The organism is Curtobacterium citri, assembly GCF_030362955.1.
Classification (GTDB): Bacteria; Actinomycetota; Actinomycetes; order Actinomycetales; family Microbacteriaceae; genus Curtobacterium; species Curtobacterium citri.
In genome coordinates, this window is the sequence record NZ_JAUCML010000003.1 from 361978 (window position 1) to 383949 (window position 21972).

Genomic DNA, 21972 nt, shown 5'->3' on the forward strand with positions numbered 1-21972 from the left:
TATCCTTGCATGGCGAGCAGGCAGACGGCAACGCCGTGTCCGTCGGTTTCTGTAGTCGACAACTACCAGCTACACGTCATTGGAGACTGTATAGTCACCGCATGCTGACCATTGCTTCGCGGCTTGACGTGATGACCCGTCTCGGACGTGCCCTGGCCGATCCGTCCCGAGCCCGGATCCTGCTTCGGCTGCTGGACGAACCCGGCTACCCGGCACGCCTGGCGGACGAGCTGCGGTTGACCCGCACGAACGTGTCGAACCACCTTGCGTGTCTCCGCGGCTGCGGCATCGTCGTCGCCGTCCCGGAGGGGCGCAGCACCCGGTACGAGATCGCGGACCCGCACCTCACGCGAGCGCTGGGCGCACTGGTCGACGTCGTTCTCGCCGTCGATGACGGCGCCGAGTGTACGGACGAGGACTGCGACGTCCCGCTGTGCTGCGGAGCCGGCGCATGAGCGCCGCGATGCAGCTTGGTGCGCCCCTGACCGCCGCGCGTCGGACGCTGTTGCAGCGACGGGTGCGGTGGATCGTCGCCGCGACGATCACCTACAACGTGATCGAAGCCGTGATCGCGATCGCCGCCGGCACGGTGGCGTCCTCCACAGCGCTGATCGGGTTCGGTCTCGACTCCATCGTGGAAGTGCTCTCCGCTGGAGCGGTCGCGTGGCAGTTCGCCGGCCGCGACCCGGAAGCGCGCGAGCGCACCGCGTTGAAGGTCATCGCGGTGTCGTTCTTCGGCCTCGCGCTGTACGTCACCGTCGACGCCGGCCTCACCTTCGCCGGGCTTCGCGAGCCAGAGCACAGCACCGTTGGCATCGTCCTCGCCGCGGTGAGCCTCGCGGTGATGCCGTTCCTCAGCTTGCTGGAACGGCGCACCGGGAAGGAACTCGGCTCCGCGTCCGCTATCGCTGACTCGAAGCAGACCCTCGTGTGCAGCTACCTGTCCGCCGCGGTCCTGGTTGGCCTACTGCTGAACACGCTGTTCGGGTGGACTTGGGCTGACCCGGTGGCGGGGCTGGTCGTGGTGGTCTTCGCGGTCCGGGAGGGGTTGGAGGCCTGGCGCGGCGACGCGTGTAAGCAGCCGGTGTCGGCGCTGACCGGTGAGCGCGACGTCGACACCTGCGACTGCTGCTGACGGGCTGGGCTCCTTGTGCAGCGCGGGGAGCGGTTCCTGCTCGACTGGTTCGAGTTCGAGGCCATCGCGGACGGGTACCGGCTCTGGTCTGCGGACGATCGAGAGCCCGTCGCGGACGTCGAGGCGCTGCCGGAACAGTGCCAGGTGTGCATGCTCCGCTCGGGGCTCCGGTTCCGATACGACAGTCTCGATGACGTCGAGCGGCGGGTGGGTGCATGTCGCCTGCTCGGTCTGTAGGGGTCTCGGCAGACCGTCCCGCGGCCCATCTGGCTAGGGCGTGTTGATCAAGAGGTTCCGCTCCTCGGTGGGTGAGTCTTGAACGGTGACGCGACAGGAGATCTCTGACGAGGTGTGGGCCGTGATGGAGCCGTTGATGCCGACGGTGACCGGTCGGTCGCGGCCGTGGACGGATCACCGGCTCGCTATCGAGGGGATGGCGTGGAAGTACCGGACCGGTGCGCCGTGGCGTGACGTTCCGGAACGGTTCGGGAAGTGGAACTCGATCTACAAGCGGTTCAACCGGTGGGCCGGGGACGGCACCTGGCAGAAGCTGCTCACCGAGGTGCAGAAGCAGGCCGACGCCGCTGGGGAAATCGACTGGGTCGTCTCGATCGACTCCACGATCGCGCGCGTGCATCAGCACGGCGCGACCCTCGCCCGGGACACAGGGGGCTGTGCCGAATCACAAGAATCCGTGGTCCGAGCCGCCTGATCACGGGATCGGACGCTCCCGCGGCGGGCTGACGACCAAACTGCACCTGGTCTGCGACGGCCGCGGCCGGCCGCTGAGCATGATGATCACCGCCGGGAACATCAACGACACCACGATGATGAGCGCGGTGCTGGAGAACATCCGCGTTCCCCGCGACGGGAAGGGCCGCCCCCGCACCCGCCCCGACCGGGTGCTCGCCGACAAGGGGTACCCCTCAAGGGCGAACCGCGCCTGGCTCCGCGACCGGAGGATCGCGGCGACCATCCCCGAGCGGGACGACCAGATCGCGCACCGCCGCAAGAAGCCGGGCCGGCCGATCGCTTTCGGCGACAAGCAGAAGGAACGCTACAAGGGACGCAACGTCGTAGAACGCTGCTTCAACCGTCTCAAGCAGTGGCGCGGCATCGCGATGCGCTCGGACAAACTCGCCCGCAACTACCGAGCCGCCGTCAGCCTCGCCGCGGCGCTGATCTGGATCAAGACCGATCTCCGCCGAGCGCTTCGCGCTCCTGCAGCGTGCGCTCAAGCTGTCCCACCGTCGGCGCACCCGCAAAGCCGCGCTCGGTCAGATAGACCCTGCACGCCAAGTCGGCAGTGTTCCCCTGGGACGGGAACAAGTCCTGACCGTCCAGAAGAATCGTGGGCGAGCCCGCGAAACCAGAGCTCACCGCCTCAGCCTCGGTGCGGATCAACACGAACTCCACCGGAACATCGCCCCGTCCGATCGAGTCGAGCACCAGCCGTACTCGATCGCCCGCCTCCTGCCAATTCGGGCAATCCTCGATATGCAGCACCTGGATCTTCATACGCCCATTCTCTCGCGCAACTCGCGGCGGCTGGCCACCCCGCACCTTCTTGATCAACACGCCCTAGGAAGACGGGCCATTGGTGCTTGCAATCTCACATGAGGCACCCCTATCGATACAAGTCAAGGTAGAGCTCTCCTTCCCGAATGAGGGTTGGCGTTTTTTCGGCGGCTACTTCTTCCCAAGGCGGGCTCGTCGCAGTTCTGCGACGATGCGTGCCCGCTCGGGGTCTCTGGCCAGCGTGCGATCGTCGACGACGTCCACGATGTGCTTGACCAGCTCCACGACCTGCTTGCGCAGGAGGAAGCCGAGCACGGCGAGGACGACCGTGATGACGCCGGTCAGGATGGTGCCGCCGAAGGCCGTCAGCATGTCCACCGTGGTGTCGGTGATGGGCATGTTGCCTCCTTCGGGTTTGGCCGTGTGGCCAGCCCGCCCGTTGTGGGCGGGGGTCTAGAGCGTCGGAAGCCGACGCGAGCGCCCGGTGGGCGAGTGGTACCCCTATGCGGGAGCGGTCGGCTTGCTGTGTGCTCGCGCGTTGCGGGCATGGAAAAGGCCGGCCCTGACGGGACCGGCCTGTTCGTGGTGCTCGGGTGCTGCGCTGAGGGCAGAGTCGTTCCGAGCGGTTCCAGCCTACGATTCAGGCCGGACATGACGAAAGCCAGTCCGATGGACTGGCTTTTTGCGCGCACTAATGACGCGTGCCACAGCATAGCGGGTTTGGGAACATACCTGCAAGCATGCGGATCGGGGCGTGCCGCTCCTGCTCAGGAGCCGGCGTGGGGGCTTCGGCGTTCGACGAGGACGTTGTCGCGCCACTGTCCGGCCCACGGCCCGAACGTCATGAGGCCGATGCGTTCGCGGGTGCCGAGTTCGCGGAACCCGTGGCGGGCGTGGAGGGCTCGGGAGGCGGTGTTCTCGGGGAAGATCCCGGACTGGATGGTCCAGATGCCGGCTGCCTCGGTCGACGCGATCAGTGCGTCGAGGAGCAGGTGTCCGACGCCGCGGCCGCGCGCTGCGGCGGCGACGTAGACGGAGTGCTCGACGACGCCCCGGTACACCGGCCGGGCGGAGGTCGGAGAGACCGCCACCCAGCCGAGGACCTCGTCGCCATCGACGGCGACGAACCGATACTCGGGCAGCTTCCCGTCGTCGAATGCCTCCCAGGTCGGCGGTTCCGCCTCGAACGTCGCGTTCCCGGTGGCAATGCCCTCCCGGTAGATCGCCTCGACAGTTGGCCAGTCGGCGGCGGTCATCGGCCGAATGGAGACCGGGGTGTCGTCGGTCATGGGTGCAGGAGCTCGTCCTGGATGCGAGCGGCGACGGCGTCGCGCATGGGGCGTACGTCGTCGGGGGACCAGGAGTCCGGGTCCGGGAACGACCACTGCAACACCGTCCCGCGGGGCGTCGCGGGAAGGTTCAGGCCGGGCTTCATCAGCACGACGACGTCGGCCTGATCCAGCAGCTCGGGCGTGACCTGCCGTGGGGTGCGGTTGCTGATGTCGAGGCCGAGTTCCGCGACGGTCACGGCGATCGACGGGTTCACCTCGTTGGCGGGGGCGACCCCTGCGGAGGTGGCGGTGTAGCGGTCGTCGGCGGCGAGTTCGAGAAGGGCTGCGCCGAGTTGGGAGCGGCCGGCGTTGTGCTTGCAGATGAACAGCACGGTGGGCTTGTCGGTCATGTGGGGTCCGGTTCAGTTCGTGCAGCAGGAGCTGCTGGCGGGCGGCGCGGCCGGCGCGGGCGCGGCGCAGCACGACGACCCCTCAGCCGCTTCGGTCGTCGCGGGAACACCGCAGGAGGATGAGCCGCCGACATCGGTGGTGCAGACGCCGGTCTCGGGGAGCACGAGCTGCACGTCGCGGGCGGCCTGGTGGTCGCCGGCGAGTTCCGCGGCAATGGAGCGGACCTGCTCGTACCCGGTGAGGAGCAGGAACGTGGGGGCGCGGCCGTAGGACTTCATGCCGGCGATGAAGAAGTTCGGCTCCGGGTGCGCCAGCTCCGCGACACCGTGCGGCGGAACGGAGCCGCAAGAGTGCAGGTTCGGGTCGATCAGCGGCGCGAGCGCCCGCGGTGCTTCGACAATGTCGTCCAGGCCCAAGCGGATCTCGCGGAGCATGTCGAGGTCAGGCCGGAACCCCGTCGCGTTCACCACAACGTCCACGATGACGGTGAACGGCTCCCCGGAGCGGCGGCCGGTGACGGTGACTTGGTCGCCGTCAGGACGGACGTCGTCGATCTCGAACGAGGCAAGCTGGTCGACCTGCCCGGACTCGACGAGCCCGTGCACATTCGAGCCGAGCTGCCCGCGTGCGGCGAGCCCGTCAGCGGCGTCCGCGCCGAGGCGCGCAGTGCCGGCGTTCCGGATCGCCCACAGCAGCGTCGTGCCCGGTTCGTCCTTCGCGAGGGCGGCGAGCTTGATGAGCGTGTTCGCGGCCGAGTGGCCGGCACCGACGACGAGGACCCGCTTCCCGGCGAATCGTGCCCGGTCGACACCGAGCACGTCGGGCAGAGCGTGCGCGATGCGGTCGCCGAGGTCGGCTGTGGGGTCGAGGCCGGCGGCGGTGAGCGGGTTCGGGGACGTGTACGTGCCGGAGGTGTCGACGACGGCGCGGGCGGTGACGTCCTCGACGCCGTCCGCGGTGTGGAGGCGGAGGAGGAATGGGGTGTCGGCGCGGCCGGCGGAGCGGGTGCGGTCCATGCCCTGCCGGGACACCGCTTCGACGCGGACCCCGTACCGGATCACCGGTGCCAGCTCGGGCGTCTGGGCGAGGGGTTCGAGGTACTGGGCGACGAGGTCGTGGCCGGTCGGCAGCGACGACCGGCGCGGCTCAGCCCAACCGGTGGGTTCGAGGAGCCGGCGGGCGGCGTCGTCGATGACGTACCGCCACGGGGAGAACAGCCTGGTGTGCCCCCACGCACGGACGGACGTGCCGACCTGGTCGCCGGCTTCGTAGACGACGACGGGCAGACCCTGCTCGAGCAGGTGCGCGGCCGCGGCGAGCCCGACGGGGCCGGCGCCGATGACGGCGACGGGCAGCCGGGTGAGGCGGTCCGCGTCGGCATGGGGTGGGACGGTGAGGGTGAGCGTCATGGTCATGGTCCTTCCGGTGGTCAGGCGGATGCTTCGGCGGGCAGTAGCTCGGCCAGGAGCGCTTGCACGCGGGTCTTGATCTCGTCGCGGATGGGGCGGACGTCGTCGATGCCCTTCCCGGCGGGGTCGGTGAGGTCCCAGTCCTCGTACCGCTTGCCGGGGAAGATCGGGCACGCGTCGCCGCAGCCCATCGTGATGACCGCGTCGGACTCGCGGACGGCGTCGGTGGTGAGGATCTTCGGCTGGTTTGAGGCGATGTCGATGCCGTCCTCCGCCATCGCTTCGATCGCGACGGGGTTGATCTGGTCCTTCGGCGCGGAGCCTGCAGAGAGGACCTGCACGCGGTCGCCACCGAGGGTCTGGGCGTAGCCGGCGGCCATCTGGGAGCGGCCGGCGTTGTGGACGCAGACGAACAGGATCGTGGGGGTCGCGGTCATGGCGGTGCTTTCGGTAGGCGTGGGCGTGGTCATCGGATGAGGGTGAGCCAGCCGGCGAGGGCTGTCAGGGTGACGGCGAGGACGGGGACGGTCAGCACGATGCCGGTGCGGAAGTACTGTCCCCAGCCGATGTGGATGCCCTTCCGGTCGAGCACGTGCAACCACAGCAGGGTCGCCAGCGACCCGATCGGGGTGATCTTTGGGCCGAGGTCGGAGCCGATGACGTTGGCGTAGATCATCGCCTCGTGGGTGAGCCCGGTCGCGCCGGCTCCGCCGATCGCGAGGGCGGCGATGAGGACGGTCGGCATGTTGTTCATCAGCGACGCGAGGATCGCGATCACGAATCCGACCCCGAGCGCGGTGACGAGGACCCCGTGGTCCCCGAACACGTCGAACAGGCGGGCGAGGTAGTCGGTGAGGCCCTGGTTCTGCAGCCCGTAGACGACGAGGTACATGCCGATCGAGAACAGCACGATCTGCCACGGGGCCTCTCGGATCGTCTTCCACACCGGAATCACCCGCCCCGACCCACCACCGGGGCCACCACTGCCGGCGGTGACGGTGGCGGTGCCGCCGGTGGTGACGAGGACTGGGGACGCCGCCTGGCGGGCGAAGAGGAACGCGGGTTGCCGGGCGGCGACGAGCACGATCACGACCGCGCCGACACCAGCGACGGCGGCGAGGGGCACCCCGAGCGGGTCGGCGGCGAAGTAGCCGACCAGCAGCACGGCGAGGACCACCCATCCGGCGCGGAACGTCGCCCGGTCCTTCACCGTGGCGGTGGGCCGGGTGAGGGCGAGGACGTCGTACTGCTTCGGGATGCTCCGGCCGAAGTACGCCAGGAGCATCCCGAGGGACGCCAGCACGGACACGATGCCGACGGGCACCATGACGGCGGCGTACTCGGCGAAGCCGAGGCTGAAGTAGTCGGCGGAGACGATGTTGACCAGGTTCGACACCACCAGCGGGAGGCTGCCGGTGTCGGCGATGAACCCGGTGGCGAGGATGAACCCCAGCGCCGCCTTCGCTGGCATGTTCAGCGCGCGGAGCATCCCGACGACGATCGGGGTGAGGATCAGCGCGGCCCCGTCGTTGGCGAACACGGCCGCGATGACCGCGCCGAGGCCGACGATCAGCACGAACAGCAGCCGACCGTTCCCGCGGCCCCAGCGGGCGACGTGGAGTGCGGCCCACTCGAAGAACCCGGCCTCGTCGAGGATCAACGAGATCAGCACCACCGCGACGAACGTCAACGTCGCGTTCCACACGATCCCGACCACCGTCGGCACGTCCCCGAGCCCAACGACCGTGGTCGCGAGGGCGGTGACCGCGCCGATGAGTGCGGTGTAGCCGATCGGGAAGCCCTTGGGCTGCCAGATCACCACCACGAGCGTCGCGACGAAGATCGCCGCGGCGACGACCGCCAGCACCATCAGCCGCACACCCCAGCCGGGTTGGCTGCCGCGGAGGCGCGTTCCCAGCCCTGCGCGGCGACCTGCACGGCATCCCACGGGGACCCGAGCGGCGGCGTGTAGCTGAGGTCCAGGTCGATGACGTCGTCCACCGAGAGGCCGGCGTGGAGGGCGGTGGCGAAGATGTCGATGCGCTTGCTGATCTCCGCGGACCGTTCCCCGACGATCTGCGCGCCGAGGAGCTTGCCGGACGTGTGGTCGCCGGTGACGCTGATCGTCAGCGGCACTGCACCCGGGTAGTACCGCTTGTGGTCATCCGCGACCGTCAACCGGCTCAGCGGCGATACGTCCAGCGGGGCGGTTTCGTGGTGGCGGAGGCCGGTGCGGGCGGCGACGAGGTCGAACACCTTCACCACCTGCGTCCCCACCGAGCCCGCGAAGGTCCGGGACCCGCCGAGCATGTTCTCCCCGGCGACGCGTCCCTGCTTGTGCGCGGTTGTCCCGAGCGGCAGCCAGGTCGTCCCGAGCAGGCGGTGGTGTGTCACGACGCAGTCACCCGCTGCCCACACGTGCGGCACCCCGGTGCGCATCTGCTCGTCGACGACGATCGCGCCGGCCTGCCCGAGCTGCGCACCTGCCGCGACCGCGAGATCCGTCACCGGCCGCACCCCGACACAGACCACCACGAGCGCGAACGTTCCGGCGGCGTCCCCAAACGTGGAGGTAGTCGCGACGCTCCACTGCCCGCCGCCAGCGGGCGTGATTCCGGTGACGGTCGCACCGGTCAGCACCGTCGCACCGTGCCGACGGACCTCCTCGGTGACCAGGGACCCGAGTCCCGGGTCGAGGGTGGAGAGCACTTCCGGGCCGCGCTGGATCAGCGTCGTGTCGAACCCGCGGGCGACGAGCCCCTCGGTCATCTCGAGACCGATGTAGCCGGCGCCGACGACCGCGACGCGGCTGCCGGCAGGCAGGAGCTCCAGGGCGGCGACAACCTGCTCGGCGTCGGTCATCGAGTGCAGCAGGTGGATGCCGGGCTTACCGAACGGGATCCCGGCCGGGCGGACCGGCTCCGCGCCGGTCCCGATCAGCAGCTCGTCGTAGGCGATCTGCTCCTCACCGGCCGGGCCGGTGACGGAGAGCAACTGGCGGTCGACGTCGACGGCGGAAGCCCAGGTGGAGGAGCGGACGGTCATCCCGGCGGCTTCGAGGTCTCCGCGGGTGCGGTGCGCGAGAGACGCTTCCGTAGCGACGTCGCCGGAGACCCAGTAGGGGATGCCGCAGATGGAGAAGTTCGGGAACTCGTCGGCGAGGACCACCGTCACGTCGGTCGACGGGTCCAGCTCACGGGCGCGGAGCGCTGCGGCGATGCCGGCGTCGCTGCCCCCAACGGCAACAAGGTGAGTCATCGGGTCGGTCCTTTAGATCGATCGGAAGTCGAGCAGGAACATCGAAGCACGTCGATATCGATGAACGCAAATATAGACCTGCATCGAAGGGCGTGGGATGATGGTGCGATGACGACGATCGAGCTGCTTCCCATCCAGGACGTCACCGCATGCTGCTCGCCTGTCACGACGGAAGCGATGACGCAGGAGTCCGCCGAAGTCCTCGCGAAGTCGTTGAAGGCGATCGCTGACCCTGCGCGGCTCCGGCTGATCTCGATGGTTGCCGCGCACGAGGGTGCAGAAGCGTGCGTCTGTGACCTGCAGGAACCGCTCGGCCTGTCTCAGCCGACCGTGTCGCACCATCTCAAGGTGCTCGTCGACGCCGGCATCCTGCACCGGGAGAAGCGCGGCACGTGGGCCTACTTCTCCCTCGTCCCCGGCGCCCTCGAATCAGTCGCGGCACTGCTCACCTCACCCACCCGCTGAGATCACCAAACTCACCTCGCGATGAAGCCTCCGCACGGTGAGGATGAAGACATGACCGACGAGCAAGAATCCAACCCAATTGCGGACGCCCGTGCACAGATCCGTTGGATGATGGAGGAGCAACGCAAGCAGCCGAAGGTGTTCACCGAGGTGAAGGACAGAGACCTTGTCACCTTGATGGACCGATTCGCTGGATCGCTTGAGTTCAACTCGATGCTCGTTGCTTCGCAACTGATCGCGGAAGTCAGCCGACGACAACTGTGGGATGCCGTCATCGAGCGGCGCACCGCCATGCTTGCTTTGGGACATCCCGACGAGGACCGAGCGACACTCCGAGATCGTGCGCAGCTGGAGCTGGACCACTTCCGGAACGAGCACTTCCCAGTCGACCCTGACATCTTCGGTGATGACGGAGCAAAAGCAGAGGCAGCTTGGAACGGCTACATCCAATTCTGATCGAACGATCGAAACCCGCGTCCAGCAAAGCGGTAGAGCATGGGACCGTGGCGGCGACCACTCCCAACGAGCCCGACGACGGAGACGGCACGCTGAGTCAGCGACCAGTACGACGTCGCGGGAGGTTCGCGTGGCGACGGTAGTGCTCGAGATCCGCTATCAATGGCCGGCGCATCAGGTCGACCACTCTGCGGTCCGCCGTCACTTCAACGCTCCCCGCCTGACCGTCGCCGGCGAGGAGAACGGGCCAGAGACGTTGCGGTTCCAACCCGATGCGACTCAACGGGCCACTCTGACGTGGGTCCTCGGGGACCGAACCATGTGGACGATTGAGCCACCCGGCGAGACGCTGCCGGAGCCTGCGGAGGCATGGGACGACTGGCAGAAGCAGGCGGACATGGCGCTGTGGATGTTCCGCGGCGATCTCGCCAGCAGAGGTAAACGTCACTCAGTGGTCTACGCCCTACTGACCGGTGAGGTTGTGTTTTACGCAGCGGACGGAAACACCATCATGCGGTACCCCCATGAACCAATCCCGGACGAGACGCCGGAACCCGACGGCTACGTCGCAAGTGAGCTCGGAAAGGCGTGGGCCGACAACTGGGAGTTCGGTTTCGAGCCCTTGTCCGGCGATGAACGCGACTACGTTGGCCTGATTTGGCAGGCAGATGAACATCGATGGCTGGATGCTGGCACGTACAAACCGGTCGACAAAGACGAATACCCGGAGCTAATCAGCTTCGCCGAGCAGGATCTCCAGCGCATCCGCCGCGCTGAAGAGATCGCAGATGAGTGGTACGAGGCGTACCTACTGGTCCTCATCAACCTGTTCCCTGGCGGAGTCAGCATCGAGCATCGACGACGGGCAGTTCGGCACGACGATCTGAGCGCCGGGCTGGCGTAACGCCGAGTAGGGACACACCACTCCTCGCGGGCGCCGAGGTAGCGAGCGGTCACGACGCCACCGCGTGGTCACTCAGGTCTGAGGAAGACCGGCGGGACTGCCAAATAACGTGTCCACCTCCGTATTTCAGGACACGTTGTGTGGCAGTTGGACACGTTCGTTGGCGGACGACAACAAAGTCCCCTACTGCGGCATGTCCACGAACCTCGAGAACATCCCGTGGAACGCCACCGTGATCGTGTCCGTCGGCCCGTTGCGGTGCTTCGCCACGATCAGGTCCGCCTCACCCTGCCGCGGGTTGTCCTTCTCGTACGCCGACTCACGGTGCAGCAGGATCACCATGTCGGCATCCTGCTCGATCGACCCCGACTCACGCAGGTCGGAGATCATCGGCTTCTTGTCCGCACGCTGCTCGGGACCACGGTTCAGCTGCGACAGCGCGATGACCGGCACGCCGAGCTCCTTCGCCATCAGCTTGAGGGCACGCGAGAACTCCGAGACCTCCTGCTGGCGGCTCTCGACCTTCTTGCCCGAGGTCATCAGCTGCAGGTAGTCGATGACGACGAGCTTCAGGTTGTGCTGCTGCTTGAGTCGGCGGCACTTCGCCCGGATCTCGACGAGCGTCATGTTGGGGGAGTCGTCGATGAAGAAGGGTGCGTCGTTGATCCGACCGCGGGTCTGCGCGATCGTGGTCCAGTCACGGGAGTCGACGGTGCCCTTGCGCATGTTCTGCAGGGGCACGCTCGACTCGGCGGACAGCAGGCGCATGGCGATCTCGGCGCGGCCCATCTCGAGCGAGAAGAACGCGGCGGTTTGGTCGTGCTTGAGCGCGGCGGCGCGGCACAGGTCGAGCGCGAGCGTCGACTTGCCGAGTGCGGGTCGGGCAGCGACGATGATGAGCTGCCCGGGGTGGAAGCCGTTCGTCAGGGCGTCGAGGCCGCTGAACCCGGTCGGCACGCCGGTCATCTGCCCGTCGCGGCCCTTCGCGGCCTCGATCTCGTCGATGGCCGCGCCGATGGCGTCGGTCAAGGGGACGTAGTCCTCGGTCTGCACGCCGCCGGCGACGTTGTAGACCTCTGCCTGGGCGCTGTTGACGAGGTCGGTGACCTCACCCTCCGACGCGTAGCCCATCTGCACGATGCGGGTGCCGGCGTCGACCAGGCGGCGGAGCACCGCCTTCTCGGCGACGATGGCCGCGTAGTAGCCGGCGTTCGCGGCGGTCGGCACCATGCTCGTGACGCTGTGCAGGTACTCGGCGCCGCCGGCGCGGGACAGCAGGCCGGTCTTGGTGAGCTCGTCGGTGACCGCGATGACGTCGGTCGGCTCGCCGTGCGAGTAGAGCGACAGGATCGCGTCGAAGATGACCTCGTGCTTGGGGATGTAGAAGTCCACACCGCGCGCGGTCTCGATCACGTCGGCGACGGCGTCCTTCGACAGCAGCATCCCGCCGATCGTCGACTGCTCCGCCAGCAGGTCGTGCGGCGGGGTCCGGTCCACCCCGCGGTCGGCCAGGTCCTGCGGGGACGGATCGAGATGCGCGATCGACACACGGACTCCCTCTTGTCGGTACTGGCACGGACCGCGGTCCGCACCGGCTGTTCTACCCCGGACGACCGACACCCCTGCTGTCGCCGAGTCGCTGGGCCAAGCTACGGGGACAGAGTTATCCCCAGCAAACGCACCTGTGGATAACTCTGTGGACTGTCTGCGGAACACGCCGGACCGGCGTGTGGACAACTGTGGACGAACGTGTGGACAACCACCTGTGGGAACACATGTTCGACCGCTTGACCTGGGGTTTCCTGTTCCACACGATGTGTGGAAAACCGGGCTTCAAGTGCACCTTGAACCTTGATGGATCGGCCCCGTGAACTGTGCAGAACCGCTTGACAACAGCGATGGTTGTCCTGGGCGTTCTCGGGCTGCTCCCAGGATCAGCGGACCGCCGCAACCGGTAACCCGCCAGGTCAGACGAGCGCGCCGGAGCAGCAGCCCGCCGCCCGGACGAGCGAACCGACGAGATCAGACGAGCGCGCCCGACTCGGAACCCGCCCGCGTGCCAGCCGGCACCATCGGCACCTGCAGGGTCGACGCCAGCCCCGTACCGAGGTGCACGAACGCCGCCCCCGGCACGATCCGCGACGAGATCGACGACCGCGCGATCCGCACGCCGATCAGGTCCCCGGCCAGGGTGTCCTGCGGCGAGAGCAGGGCACCGCGGCGGTTCTTCTTCGCGTCGACCTGCCACCCGCCGAACCCGGCCGCCAATCCGGTCGTGTTGCCGCCGAGCAGCATCCCCTGCCGGTTGTCCACGGCCGCCCGACCCCAGTCCCGCAGCCACCGCGCCGCGGAGCAGTCGATCAGGAGCTCCCCGTCGTCGACGACGAGCACCAGGGGCGTCCCGTCCGGCGCCAGGACCGGTTCGAGCTGCTCCTGCGTCACGTCGTCCCCGCTGAACACCGCACGGACGCCCGGCAGCCCCTCGAGGTCCCGCACCGGCCCCGGCCGCGGCGCGAGGACGACGAGCGACGTCCCACCCACGAGCAGCGACCGCGCCATGGCGGCGAGCATCGTCGACCGTCCGGAGCGCGAGGGCCCCGCGACGACGAACGTGCCGCCACCGGTGGACAGGTCGACGGTCTGCAGCTCCATGTCGTCGCCGCCCACTCCGGTCACGGCGACCATCGGCTGCGGCTCCGGTGCGGACGACAGCGCGAGTGCGGCGTCCAGGTCCAGGTCCTTCGGCATCGCGTCGACCCGGAACGGCCGCGGCGACGGCGGGACCGGCGACGCCGCGCGCAGCTCCTCCGCCAGGTTCCGCACCGCGGTCGTCTGTCCCTGCCCGGAGACGTCGGCGCCGAGGGTCGCGAAGTGCACCTCGGTGCCGGACTCGGCGCGGAACCCGCGACCGGGCGGGATCGACGCGGGCAGCTTCCGGTGGTTGATGCCGGCGAGCGAGTAGTCGAGCCGGTCGGTCAGACGGAGCACGACCTTGTCGCCGGTCAGCGTCGACATCCGCGACGCCAGCAGTGACCGGTCGCCGGACACCACGACGTGGATGCCGGCGGCCGCGCCGTCGCGGAGCATCGACTGCACCGCGTCGGTCAGGGCGCCGCCGTCGACCTCGCCGAGCGAGGTCGTGAAGTTCTCCCACCGGTCGATGAGCACGAGCACGTGCGGCAGGCGTTCGCCCTCGGGCGCGAGCAGCCGCTGCTCGGTGATGTCCGCGGCCGACGCCGCCGCGATGAGGTCGTGCCGACGCGCGGTCTCCCGCGTCAGCCGGTCGATCAGCCGCGTGGCGCGCTCGACCTGCGTGCGCTGGACGACGGCGCCGCAGTGGGGGAGTTGCTGCAGCGACGCGAGCGCCCCGTTCCCGCAGTCGATCGCGTACAGGTGCAGGTCGGACGACGGGACGGCGCGCGCCGCCGACGCCGCCAGGCTGCGGAGGGCCGACGACCGCCCGGAGCCGGGGGCGCCGACGACGAACTGGTGGGTGAAGCGGGTGAGGTCGACCTCCGCGGCGCGCTGCTCCTGCGTGTCCGGCAGGTCCTCGAGACCGACCGCGAAGCGCAGCCCCTCCTCGGAGGACGCCGCCGCACGACGCGTCCCGACGGCGGCCGACGCCACCTCGGCGAGCGGCAGCAGCTCGGGCAGCGGCGGCAGCCACGGGCTGTGCACCCGCCCGATGCCGAGACGGTCGCGGGCGTCGCCCATCGCCTGCACCAGCACCGACAGGTCGGTCGCGGCGGTCGCGCTGTCGCTGCGCGACGGGCGGGCGGGCGGTGCGGTGGCGAAGTCGCGCCAGTCGAGCACGCGGACGAACGGGAGGCCCGTGGCCGGGTCCTCCTCACCGGCCCACCGACCGCCGACGCGCGCCGACTGGAACGGCACGACCGACGAGTGCCCCAGGCGCGCGTACGCGCGCCCCGGCACGCTCTTCGGGATGCGCGCGGCGTCCGCGACGTCGATGACGTCGGTGCTCTCGCCCGAGTCGGTCATGCGCAGCGCGACGCGCAGGTTCGTGTTCGCGCGGATGTCCGGGCCGACGACGCCGCCGGGGCGCTGGGTCGCCAGGATCAGGTGCACGCCGAGCGACCGGCCCCGCTGGGCGATGCCGATGAGGCCCGTGACGAAGTCCGGCAACTCGGTGACCATCGCCGCGAACTCGTCGATGACGAGCACGAGCCGCGGCATCTGCTCGCCGGCACCGCCCCGGGCGAGGTGCGCCTCGTGGTCCTCGATGTCCTTCGCGCCGGACGCCGCCAGGATGTGCTCGCGGCGGGTGAGCTCCGCGCGGAGCGAGCGCAGCGCCCGTTCGACCAGGTGCTGGTCGAGGTCGGTGACGAGCCCGACGGTGTGCGGCAGGTCCGACGCGACGCTGAAGGCCGCACCGCCCTTGTAGTCGACGAGCACGAACGTCATCCGGTCCGGGCGGTTCCGGAGCGCGAGCGACGCCACGAGGGTCTGCAGGAACTCGGACTTGCCCGAGCCCGTGGTGCCGGCGACGAGCCCGTGCGGACCGTCCTTCACCAGGTCGAGCTCGAACGCGCCGTCGATGCCGACGCCCACGACCGCGGCCGTGCTCGTGCCGGACCCGGCCCACCGCTCGGCGACGGTCGCGCCGTCCGGCTGCGGCAGGTCCACGACGTCGAGCAGCCGTGCCGCGTCGGGCACCAGCCCGTCGCCGTCCGACCCGCTGGTGTCGCGCAGCGGCGAGGTCCCGCGCGCCACGTCGTCGAACCAGTCGTCCCCGACCCGGTCGGCGAGCACGAGCTCGACCGGGGCGGCGAGCTGCCGGCGGAGCACGAGCTGTGTCGGGCTCCGGTGCGCCACGGTCGCGACGCACTCCTCGGGGAGCTGCCACTCCTCCTCGTCGATGCACACGAGGCGGATGCCGCACGCGGGCCCGTCGCGGAGCAGCCCGACGACGCCGGGCATCGCGCGGAGCCGACGTGCGCCGTCGAGCACGACGACGATCTCGGGGGAGAACCGCGACCGGTTCATCCCGTTCTTCTGCCGCTCGGCCCGGCGCTCTGCGAGCACCTGGGTCAACTCGGCCAGGCGGCGACCGATCGTCTCACCGTCGGCACCGATGAGCGCGAGCGCCTCCTGCCCACCGGTCGGCCGGAGGTGGGGGAGCCAGAGCGTCCACGCCCACGCCGGCACGTGCTGCTGCGCCGTGAGCACGACGAACTGCACCTCGCGCGGGCTCTGCGTCACCGCGAGCTGCCCGAGCACCCACCGCCCGAGCTCCCGCGGGGACTCCCCGGCCCCGGCGATGCCGAGCACGCCGACCTCGGCGAGGGGCACCGTGACGGGCACCCCGCGGGTCGTGCGCGGTTCGTGCGCCAGTCCGTCCAGGTCGCGGTCGTCGACGACCGTCACGCTCGACGGCAGGTCGCCGGTGCCGATCCGCACGTGCAGGTGGTCGCCGTCCGAGGGCCGACGCTCCCACAGCCGTCGCCCGGGGGTCGTCGCGACGACCCGCAGCGACGCGGCGTCGAGCGACGAGGTCCGCCGCTGGTCCCGCTCGTCGAGCACGGCCTGCTCGATCGCCGCCTCGAGCGCCGCGACCCGTTCCCGGTGCTCGGCGAGCTGCTTGCGGTGGCTCTTCTTGCCGGTGCGTCGCGAGCTGATGGTCTGTCCGATGACCATCATCGGCGTCATCGCCGCGAAGAGCAGGTAGAACGGCGAGTGGAAGACCGTCGCCATCACGATGCCGAACATCGCCGGCACGAACACCATGATCCACGGGATGGCCGAGCGCTGCGGGGCGACCGGCGGCTTCGGGATCCGGAAGTCGGTCTTCAGGAACGGCGGGAGCAGCCGCGGCGGCCGGTTGAAGTCGAGCTGCCCGGAGTCCGGCGGCCGGAGCAGCATCCGGTCGACCACCTCGACCGGGCGCACGCTGAGCACCGTGTCGCCGAACCGCACCAGAGCCCCGGGCGGCCAGGCGGTCCACGCGTCGGTGACGGGCTCGTCCTCGAGTGCCGGCACCGGCTCGTCCGCCGGACGCGCACCGTCGTCCTCGGCCGGGGCGAGGCGGACCGTCACCGACCCGTCGAACGCGGTGCGTGCCTCCAGGCCGGGTCGTCCGTCGGCGTCGGCGTCGGCTCCGACCGCGGCCGCGCCGTCGTCCGCCAGCGCGATCCGGACCGTGCCCGGCGACAGCCGGCGCACGCGGCCGGCGTCGACCCCGCCCACCACGAGCAGGTGCACGACACCGTGCTCGGGCTCCGGGCGCACCGCGCCGCCCACGTGCAGGACGGCGCCGTCGACCAGGCCGCTGCGCTCGAACGGGACGTCCCCGTCCGGCGCGTCGGCGGGCATCGGCGCACCGCCGGTCCGGCGGACGAGCGCGTCGACCACCGTCCGCATGGGCGTCCGCCCCGCGGCGTCGACGAGGACGTCCGAGGTGTCACCCGTGCCGTCGTCGACGACGGTGACGACGACCCGCATCAGGCCTCCGCCGGCACGTCGTCGCGCTGCGCCGTGTCGGCTCCCGCGGCCGGGTCGACCGGGACCGACCGGCCGAGGCCGGCCCACTGCAGCGTGCCGAGGACGTCGGAGACGTGCGTGCCGTCGCGTCGCGCCTCGATCGTCCAGCGGGCGAGCGGGTGCGGGGCCACCGCGATGCAGGCCCACCGGCCGCCCGGCCGTTCGAGCAGTCGGGCGAGTTCCCGGCCGTCCTCGCCGGAGGGCACCCGCGACACGACCAGGAGGCCCGGGGTCGCGTCCGCCGTGACCGCCGCGATCGCGTCGCGCACCGACACCGCCGTGCCCGCCCGGGTGCCCGTGCCGACGCCGAGCACGGTGGTGCCGACCGCCCAGGGGGCGGTCTGCAGCTGCTCGACCAGGCGGACCAGCAGGGCCTCGCGGGCGGCCGGTTCGCCGCGGAGGGCGAGGATCCCGCCCACGCGGCGCAGGTCGACCAGCACGGTGTCGTCCCGGTCGGTGCCGAACGACACGACCGTCGCGAACTCGACCGGCGCGCCACCCGCGAGCGGCACCGCCTGGAGCGCCCACGTCGGGGCGGACCACGTGCGGCCGTCGGGCGTCGCCGTCCACGGCGCGGGCGGGGCGATCGTCGGCGAGGCGACGTCGATGCGGACGGTGGTCCCGATCGTGATGCGCACCGCGCCCGGGAACAGCACGTTCGCGGCGGCGCACGATGCGTCCACCGCGCGCAGGACCCGGTCGACCGCCCACGCGGCCGCGGGGTCGCGACGCACCTGGTCGGCCCAGGCCAGGGCGTCCGTCGAGGTCCGGCGGCGGAGCGCGACGATCGTCGGGACCACGAGGGCCAGGGTGGCGAGGAGCACCACGACCGACATGGTCACGAGCAGGTGCGACTCCGGCGTCAGGAAGGACCAGGTCATGCGCGCGCCTCGGCGATCTCGGTGATCCGGCGCTCGAGCGGGGTCGGCTCGGCACCGGGGACGTCGGTCCAGCGGAAGGTGGTCATCACGGCGTCGAACAGCATCACCAGGGCGTCGGTGAGCCGGTCGGCGGCCTCCGGGTCCTCCGGGTCCGTCCGGCTGATCGCCGAGAAGGACATGAGCACCCAGCGTCCGGGACGGTGGGGGACCGGGATCGTGTAGGTCACCTGGCGGTCGTCGACGACGGGCAGGTCGTCACCGATGCCGGGCAGCTCGGTCGCGACGTCGGCACGGCGGACGGTCTGCTCGGTGCGGGCCGCGATCCCGCCGTCGACCTCGCGCAGGCCCGTGTCGTCGGGGTCGCGCCGGGTCGGCAGGGCGTCGGCGAGCAGCTGGGCGATGACCTGCTCGGGCGCCTCCTCGCTCTCGTCGTCGACCTCGGACTCGATGATCGACACCGGCGGGGTGTACCCATCGACCGGCTGGACCGGCATGTAGACGGCGGTCGCGCCGCTGTCGCCGGCCTCGACGACCGCGGACGTCAGGCGCTTGCGCATCTCCTGCCGGAGCGGCTCGGCGCGGTCGCGCGGCAGGTCATCCGGCAGGGCGCGGGCGATCACGGCCCGGACGGTCTCGCCGAGCTCGGCGCGCTGGTCCTCGCCGGCGGGCAGGCGTGCCCACCCCGGCGGGACGACGACCAGGAACGATGCGGTGGGTCCGGTCATGCGTGCACCTCGTTCTCGACGGCTGCCAGGAGTTCGACGACGACCGGTGCGAACACCGGGACGAGCGCCAGGTCGGTCGTCCGCCACCGCACGTGGGTGTCGACCCCGTCCGCGCGGCGCACGGCGGTGACCGTGGCCCAGATCGCCCCGGCGTCGTCGAGGTCGTAGCGGATCACGACGGGGCCCTCGCCGCCGACGTGCTCCGGTAGCTCGTCCACCGACGGGGGCTCGACCGGCAGGCCGCCGGTCGCCCCGGCCAGGTCGAGGAGCTCAGCGGTGCCGCCCTCGGACGGTCCGACGGTCACGACGACCGGCAGCGGCCAGTTGCCGGGCACCACGAGCGAGGCGACCAGGCGCTGCGCCGGGCCGAGTGCCGCGCGGTGCTCCAGCAGCGTCGCGAGGGCACCCGGCCCGTCGAGCTCCGCGGCGGACGGCCGTCCGTCCTCGCGGTCCAGCCGTGCCACGGCGTCGAAGAGCTCGAGCGTCTCGGCCCGCCAGGCCGGGTCGGCCTCGTCCGGGTGCGGGACGAGGAGCCAGGTGGCGCCGTCGGTGGTGATGCTCGACGAGACGGTGGCGGTCGTCATGGTGGTCCTCCGGTCGGTTCAGCGCTGCGCGGCGGGCACGGTCGGCAGGTCGGTCACCGGGTGCTTGTGCTCGGCCACCCAGTCCGACCACGGGCGGGACTGGTCCGCACCGATGCCGATCGGACCGATCACCAGGCCGGCGATCGCGTTGCCCTTGCCCCAGGCGCTCATGAAGCCGTTCGCGCCGGCGTGGTACCACGGTGCCGCGGTGACACCCGACCGGAGCCGGTTCAGCTTCTCGAAGTCATGCAAGCGGTCGCGGGTGAACTGGAAGTCGACACCACCCAAACGCTCGCCCCAGTCCTTGAGACCACCACGGGTACCGACCTCGGTCCAGAACTGCTTCTTCACGAGCTTCGCGTCGTTCGCGATCACCTTGTGGATCTTCGTGACGTTCCACCAGTTCGGGTTGTCGGCGAACTTCGCCGCGAACGACGCCTCGGTCCCGATCCACTCCACGTCGACGGCGTCACGACGACCTCGGGCCCGTTCCAGTGCCCGCGTCGCCTTGCTGATCTGTGCCTGCAGCCCGTCGAGCTGCTTCGTGATCGTCTGCGTCTGCGCCGACGACATCGGCCGGGCCAGCCGCCGGTCGAGACTCGCGCGGTCCCGCTTCAGCGCCTGCAGCTGGTCCTTCCGGACGCCGACGGCCTCGTGCGCCTTCTTGCTCGCCCCGGCGAACTTCGAGGTCATCGCACCCTTGGTGGCCTTGATCCCGTTGCTCACCGCGGTCGAGGTGACCTTCGTGATCGCGGTCCCGAGCCCGAGCGTCAGGACGCCGACGACGGCCATCACGAGGTCGAAGACGTTGCCCTCGCCCATCGCGAACGTGGCCGCCTGCGCGATCAGGGTCATCCCCGCGGAGATCGCCCCGAGGATCGCCCCGATGCCGAGGCCCGGGATGAGGAACGCGAACACCGCCAGGACGATCCCGATGATCGTCAGGATCTTGATGAGCATGTGGATGAACTTGTACCAACCGGAGTCGTGCAGCCCGTCGCCCCACGCACCGCGCATGGTGCTCGCGGCCCGCTGACCCGCCGAGGTCAGCTGGTCGCGGGCGTCCTGCAGCTTCCGCTTCGCCGCCGCGACCGCGCCCTCGGCACCGGAGATCCGCTCGGCGCGCTTCTGACTGTCCGAGGTGTCCTCGGGGGTCGGCTCCGTGCCGGCCTGCTTGGCCGCGGCGACCGGGTCGGCCAGCCCCTGCGCCGAACCGAGGTCGCCCTTCGCGGCGATCGCGTCCTGCAGTGCCTGCCAGGAGGTGCCCATCACGGTGCCCGCCGACCGGTCGGCTTCGTCACCGACCGCGTTCGCGAACCCCTGCAGCGCCTCGCCGGCGGCCCGGTAGCGTCCGGTCATCTGCTTGAGGGAGCCCGACACGTCCTTCGCCCGCTTGCGGATGCCGTCGACGGACTCGCCCTTGCCGACGCCCTCGTCGCCGCTGCCGACCTTGTCGAGCGTGGCGGCCGTGGTCTCCATCTGCTCCGCCATGTCGCGGTAGAAGGCCGCGAGCTCGAGCACCTTCGCGGGCTGCGTCGCGATCGGGTCGCCGGCCTCGTCGAGCGCGGCCCAGTCGCCTGCGCGGCCCGCCATCAGGCCGTCTCCTCGTGCGACTGCAGACCGTCCTTCAGCTGCTGCTGCAGGTCGGTCCAGGTCTCGATCGAGTTCTGCAGGTTCTTGTCGAGCTTGTCGACGTTCTTGCGGATCTTCTCGCGGTGGAGCTTCCAGTCGCCGCTGAAGTCCGAGAAGGCGTCCTGCAGGTGGGACTCGCCGAAGACGCCGTGGTACTGGCCGTCGTCGGACTTCTGGTGTTCGAGCTCGTCGTTGATGGCGTGCACCTTCGCAGCGCTGTCACTGAGCTCCTGGCTGATCACGAGGTCAGGCACGGGTACCTCCGGGGGAGACGGGGATCGGGAACGGGAACGCCCCGGTCGACGTCGCTGACGGGAGCGTCGACCGGGGCGCAGGACGCGCTACTTGATGGCGTTCGCGAGTTCCTGGTCGGTCTGCTGCAGCGCCTCGGCCGCCTTGTTGAGGTACATCGACATGCCCTCGAGACCCTCGATGGTCTTCGTCGCACCGTCGTTGAACTCCTGGTACGAGCTGCCGAACGCCACCGAGGACTGGTCGGTCACGTACCCACCGGAGATGAGCGAGTCCACCAGGGCCTTCAGCTCACGCAGCTTCGAGGTGATGTCCTGCTCACCGTTCACGAGGCGGGTCGCGGCGTCCTGCATCTCGCCGTAGGTCACGTTCAAGTTGGGCATGGCCTGCTCCTGTCGTTCGTCGCGCCCCCCGGTCGAGGGACACCGGGAACGTTATTCCAGAGCGGAACGATCTCGGGGGGTACATTTCTCGACGCGGTCCAGTCCGACGTCTGCACAGTGATGTGCACATTCCAGAACATCGGCGTCGTGGCACGGCCGATCCCGAGCGGTATTCACATGCCACCGCGCG

General features: G+C 70.2%; 22 protein-coding genes. 7 read left to right on the forward strand and 15 right to left on the reverse strand.

All coding sequences use genetic code 11. The features are described from left to right. Positions 1-101: 101 nt before the first annotated feature. From cmtR to QUG92_RS17155, 4 genes are all read left to right on the forward strand, one after another. A complete protein-coding gene (gene cmtR, locus QUG92_RS06635) occupies positions 102-455 on the forward strand; it encodes a Cd(II)/Pb(II)-sensing metalloregulatory transcriptional regulator CmtR (protein WP_289458174.1) in 354 nt (117 codons plus the stop codon). Further along, positions 452-1135: a cation diffusion facilitator family transporter gene (locus QUG92_RS06640; protein ID WP_289458176.1), complete on the forward strand. Its 684-nt coding sequence runs from the start codon at positions 452-454 to the stop codon at positions 1133-1135. Before cmtR ends, QUG92_RS06640 begins: the two co-directional genes overlap by 4 nt. Positions 1136-1457: 322 nt before the next feature. After that, the gene (locus QUG92_RS17150) at positions 1458-1847 is read left to right on the forward strand and encodes an IS5 family transposase (protein WP_007929259.1); all 390 of its coding nucleotides are present in this window, start codon (positions 1458-1460) and stop codon (positions 1845-1847) included. Then, complete coding sequence (locus QUG92_RS17155) at positions 1810-2706, forward strand: IS5 family transposase (protein WP_434533042.1); 897 nt, start codon at positions 1810-1812, stop codon at positions 2704-2706. The genes QUG92_RS17150 and QUG92_RS17155 overlap by 38 nt, the downstream gene beginning before the upstream one ends. A gap of 118 nt (positions 2707-2824) precedes the next feature. Here QUG92_RS17155 and QUG92_RS06655 read toward each other — a convergent pair whose 3' ends face one another. From QUG92_RS06655 to QUG92_RS06685, 7 genes are all read right to left on the reverse strand, one after another. Next, entirely contained in the window at positions 2825-3052 is a 228-nt protein-coding gene (locus QUG92_RS06655) for a hypothetical protein (RefSeq protein WP_175325514.1), read from the reverse strand. Positions 3053-3420: 368 nt separating this feature from the next. Beyond that, positions 3421-3942, reverse strand: a complete 522-nt coding sequence (locus QUG92_RS06660; RefSeq protein ID WP_175325515.1) for a GNAT family N-acetyltransferase — start codon at positions 3940-3942, stop codon at positions 3421-3423. Continuing rightward, entirely contained in the window at positions 3939-4334 is a 396-nt protein-coding gene (locus QUG92_RS06665) for an arsenate-mycothiol transferase ArsC (protein WP_175325516.1), read from the reverse strand. Before QUG92_RS06665 ends, QUG92_RS06660 begins: the two co-directional genes overlap by 4 nt. A gap of 12 nt (positions 4335-4346) precedes the next feature. Next, positions 4347-5744 (reverse strand): FAD-dependent oxidoreductase, encoded by a 1398-nt coding sequence (locus QUG92_RS06670; RefSeq protein WP_175325517.1) that lies wholly within the window; start codon positions 5742-5744, stop codon positions 4347-4349. 20 nt (positions 5745-5764) lie between these two features. Continuing rightward, positions 5765-6181: an arsenate reductase ArsC gene (locus tag QUG92_RS06675; RefSeq protein WP_175325518.1), complete on the reverse strand. Its 417-nt coding sequence runs from the start codon at positions 6179-6181 to the stop codon at positions 5765-5767. Between the two features lie 29 nt (positions 6182-6210). Beyond that, the gene (locus QUG92_RS06680) at positions 6211-7614 is read right to left on the reverse strand and encodes an arsenic transporter (protein WP_289458184.1); all 1404 of its coding nucleotides are present in this window, start codon (positions 7612-7614) and stop codon (positions 6211-6213) included. Next, entirely contained in the window at positions 7614-9002 is a 1389-nt protein-coding gene (locus QUG92_RS06685) for an FAD-dependent oxidoreductase (RefSeq protein ID WP_289458186.1), read from the reverse strand. The genes QUG92_RS06680 and QUG92_RS06685 overlap by 1 nt, the downstream gene beginning before the upstream one ends. Before the next feature lie 108 nt (positions 9003-9110). Between QUG92_RS06685 and QUG92_RS06690 the strand changes: the two genes are divergently transcribed. From QUG92_RS06690 to QUG92_RS06700, 3 genes are all read left to right on the forward strand, one after another. Beyond that, positions 9111-9467, forward strand: a complete 357-nt coding sequence (locus tag QUG92_RS06690; RefSeq protein ID WP_058724395.1) for an ArsR/SmtB family transcription factor — start codon at positions 9111-9113, stop codon at positions 9465-9467. Between the two features lie 51 nt (positions 9468-9518). Further along, entirely contained in the window at positions 9519-9923 is a 405-nt protein-coding gene (locus tag QUG92_RS06695; protein WP_175325521.1) for a hypothetical protein, read from the forward strand. A 130-nt stretch (positions 9924-10053) separates the two neighbouring features. Beyond that, complete coding sequence (locus QUG92_RS06700; RefSeq protein ID WP_251154403.1) at positions 10054-10827, forward strand: hypothetical protein; 774 nt, start codon at positions 10054-10056, stop codon at positions 10825-10827. 183 nt (positions 10828-11010) lie between these two features. Here QUG92_RS06700 and dnaB read toward each other — a convergent pair whose 3' ends face one another. The 8 genes from dnaB to QUG92_RS06740 all read right to left on the reverse strand — a co-directional run bounded on the left by dnaB (position 11011) and on the right by QUG92_RS06740 (position 21782). Beyond that, the gene (gene dnaB, locus QUG92_RS06705; RefSeq protein WP_069712620.1) at positions 11011-12375 is read right to left on the reverse strand and encodes a replicative DNA helicase; all 1365 of its coding nucleotides are present in this window, start codon (positions 12373-12375) and stop codon (positions 11011-11013) included. Between the two features lie 474 nt (positions 12376-12849). Beyond that, positions 12850-17286: an FtsK/SpoIIIE domain-containing protein gene (locus tag QUG92_RS06710; protein ID WP_289458194.1), complete on the reverse strand. Its 4437-nt coding sequence runs from the start codon at positions 17284-17286 to the stop codon at positions 12850-12852. Further along, positions 17286-18206 carry a hypothetical protein gene (locus QUG92_RS06715; RefSeq protein WP_289458196.1) on the reverse strand — a complete coding sequence of 307 codons (921 nt, stop codon included), beginning with the start codon at positions 18204-18206 and terminating at the stop codon, positions 17286-17288. The genes QUG92_RS06710 and QUG92_RS06715 overlap by 1 nt, the downstream gene beginning before the upstream one ends. Further along, a complete protein-coding gene (locus QUG92_RS06720) occupies positions 18203-18931 on the reverse strand; it encodes a hypothetical protein (protein WP_289458198.1) in 729 nt (242 codons plus the stop codon). Before QUG92_RS06720 ends, QUG92_RS06715 begins: the two co-directional genes overlap by 4 nt. Continuing rightward, on the reverse strand, positions 18928-19515 hold the full coding sequence (locus tag QUG92_RS06725; RefSeq protein ID WP_182045201.1) for a P-loop NTPase family protein: 588 nt from the start codon (positions 19513-19515) through the stop codon (positions 18928-18930). The genes QUG92_RS06720 and QUG92_RS06725 overlap by 4 nt, the downstream gene beginning before the upstream one ends. Positions 19516-19533: 18 nt before the next feature. Beyond that, positions 19534-21108, reverse strand: a complete 1575-nt coding sequence (locus QUG92_RS06730) for a hypothetical protein (RefSeq protein WP_182045200.1) — start codon at positions 21106-21108, stop codon at positions 19534-19536. After that, a complete protein-coding gene (locus QUG92_RS06735) occupies positions 21108-21401 on the reverse strand; it encodes a hypothetical protein (RefSeq protein WP_069712626.1) in 294 nt (97 codons plus the stop codon). The genes QUG92_RS06730 and QUG92_RS06735 overlap by 1 nt, the downstream gene beginning before the upstream one ends. An 87-nt stretch (positions 21402-21488) precedes the next feature. Next, positions 21489-21782: a WXG100 family type VII secretion target gene (locus tag QUG92_RS06740; RefSeq protein WP_058748771.1), complete on the reverse strand. Its 294-nt coding sequence runs from the start codon at positions 21780-21782 to the stop codon at positions 21489-21491. Positions 21783-21972 lie beyond the last annotated feature (190 nt).

Excerpts from the sequence above, each read along its gene's own strand:
- QUG92_RS06715 (WP_289458196.1), bottom strand. The coding sequence starts at position 18,206 with ATGACCTGGTCCTTCCTGACGCCGGAGTCGCACCTGCTCGTGACCATG.
- QUG92_RS06670 (WP_175325517.1), bottom strand. The coding sequence starts at position 5,744 with ATGACGCTCACCCTCACCGTCCCACCCCATGCCGACGCGGACCGCCTC.
- QUG92_RS06730 (WP_182045200.1), bottom strand. The coding sequence starts at position 21,108 with ATGGCGGGCCGCGCAGGCGACTGGGCCGCGCTCGACGAGGCCGGCGAC.
- QUG92_RS06725 (WP_182045201.1), bottom strand. The coding sequence starts at position 19,515 with ATGACGACCGCCACCGTCTCGTCGAGCATCACCACCGACGGCGCCACC.
- QUG92_RS06685 (WP_289458186.1), bottom strand. The coding sequence starts at position 9,002 with ATGACTCACCTTGTTGCCGTTGGGGGCAGCGACGCCGGCATCGCCGCA.
- QUG92_RS06655 (WP_175325514.1), bottom strand. The coding sequence starts at position 3,052 with ATGCCCATCACCGACACCACGGTGGACATGCTGACGGCCTTCGGCGGC.
- QUG92_RS06720 (WP_289458198.1), bottom strand. The coding sequence starts at position 18,931 with ATGACCGGACCCACCGCATCGTTCCTGGTCGTCGTCCCGCCGGGGTGG.
- QUG92_RS06680 (WP_289458184.1), bottom strand. The coding sequence starts at position 7,614 with ATGGTGCTGGCGGTCGTCGCCGCGGCGATCTTCGTCGCGACGCTCGTG.
- QUG92_RS06690 (WP_058724395.1), top strand. The coding sequence starts at position 9,111 with ATGACGACGATCGAGCTGCTTCCCATCCAGGACGTCACCGCATGCTGC.
- QUG92_RS06675 (WP_175325518.1), bottom strand. The coding sequence starts at position 6,181 with ATGACCGCGACCCCCACGATCCTGTTCGTCTGCGTCCACAACGCCGGC.
- cmtR (WP_289458174.1), top strand. The coding sequence starts at position 102 with ATGCTGACCATTGCTTCGCGGCTTGACGTGATGACCCGTCTCGGACGT.
- QUG92_RS06665 (WP_175325516.1), bottom strand. The coding sequence starts at position 4,334 with ATGACCGACAAGCCCACCGTGCTGTTCATCTGCAAGCACAACGCCGGC.
- QUG92_RS06660 (WP_175325515.1), bottom strand. The coding sequence starts at position 3,942 with ATGACCGACGACACCCCGGTCTCCATTCGGCCGATGACCGCCGCCGAC.
- QUG92_RS06740 (WP_058748771.1), bottom strand. The coding sequence starts at position 21,782 with ATGCCCAACTTGAACGTGACCTACGGCGAGATGCAGGACGCCGCGACC.
- QUG92_RS06695 (WP_175325521.1), top strand. The coding sequence starts at position 9,519 with ATGACCGACGAGCAAGAATCCAACCCAATTGCGGACGCCCGTGCACAG.
- QUG92_RS06710 (WP_289458194.1), bottom strand. The coding sequence starts at position 17,286 with ATGCGGGTCGTCGTCACCGTCGTCGACGACGGCACGGGTGACACCTCG.
- QUG92_RS06640 (WP_289458176.1), top strand. The coding sequence starts at position 452 with ATGAGCGCCGCGATGCAGCTTGGTGCGCCCCTGACCGCCGCGCGTCGG.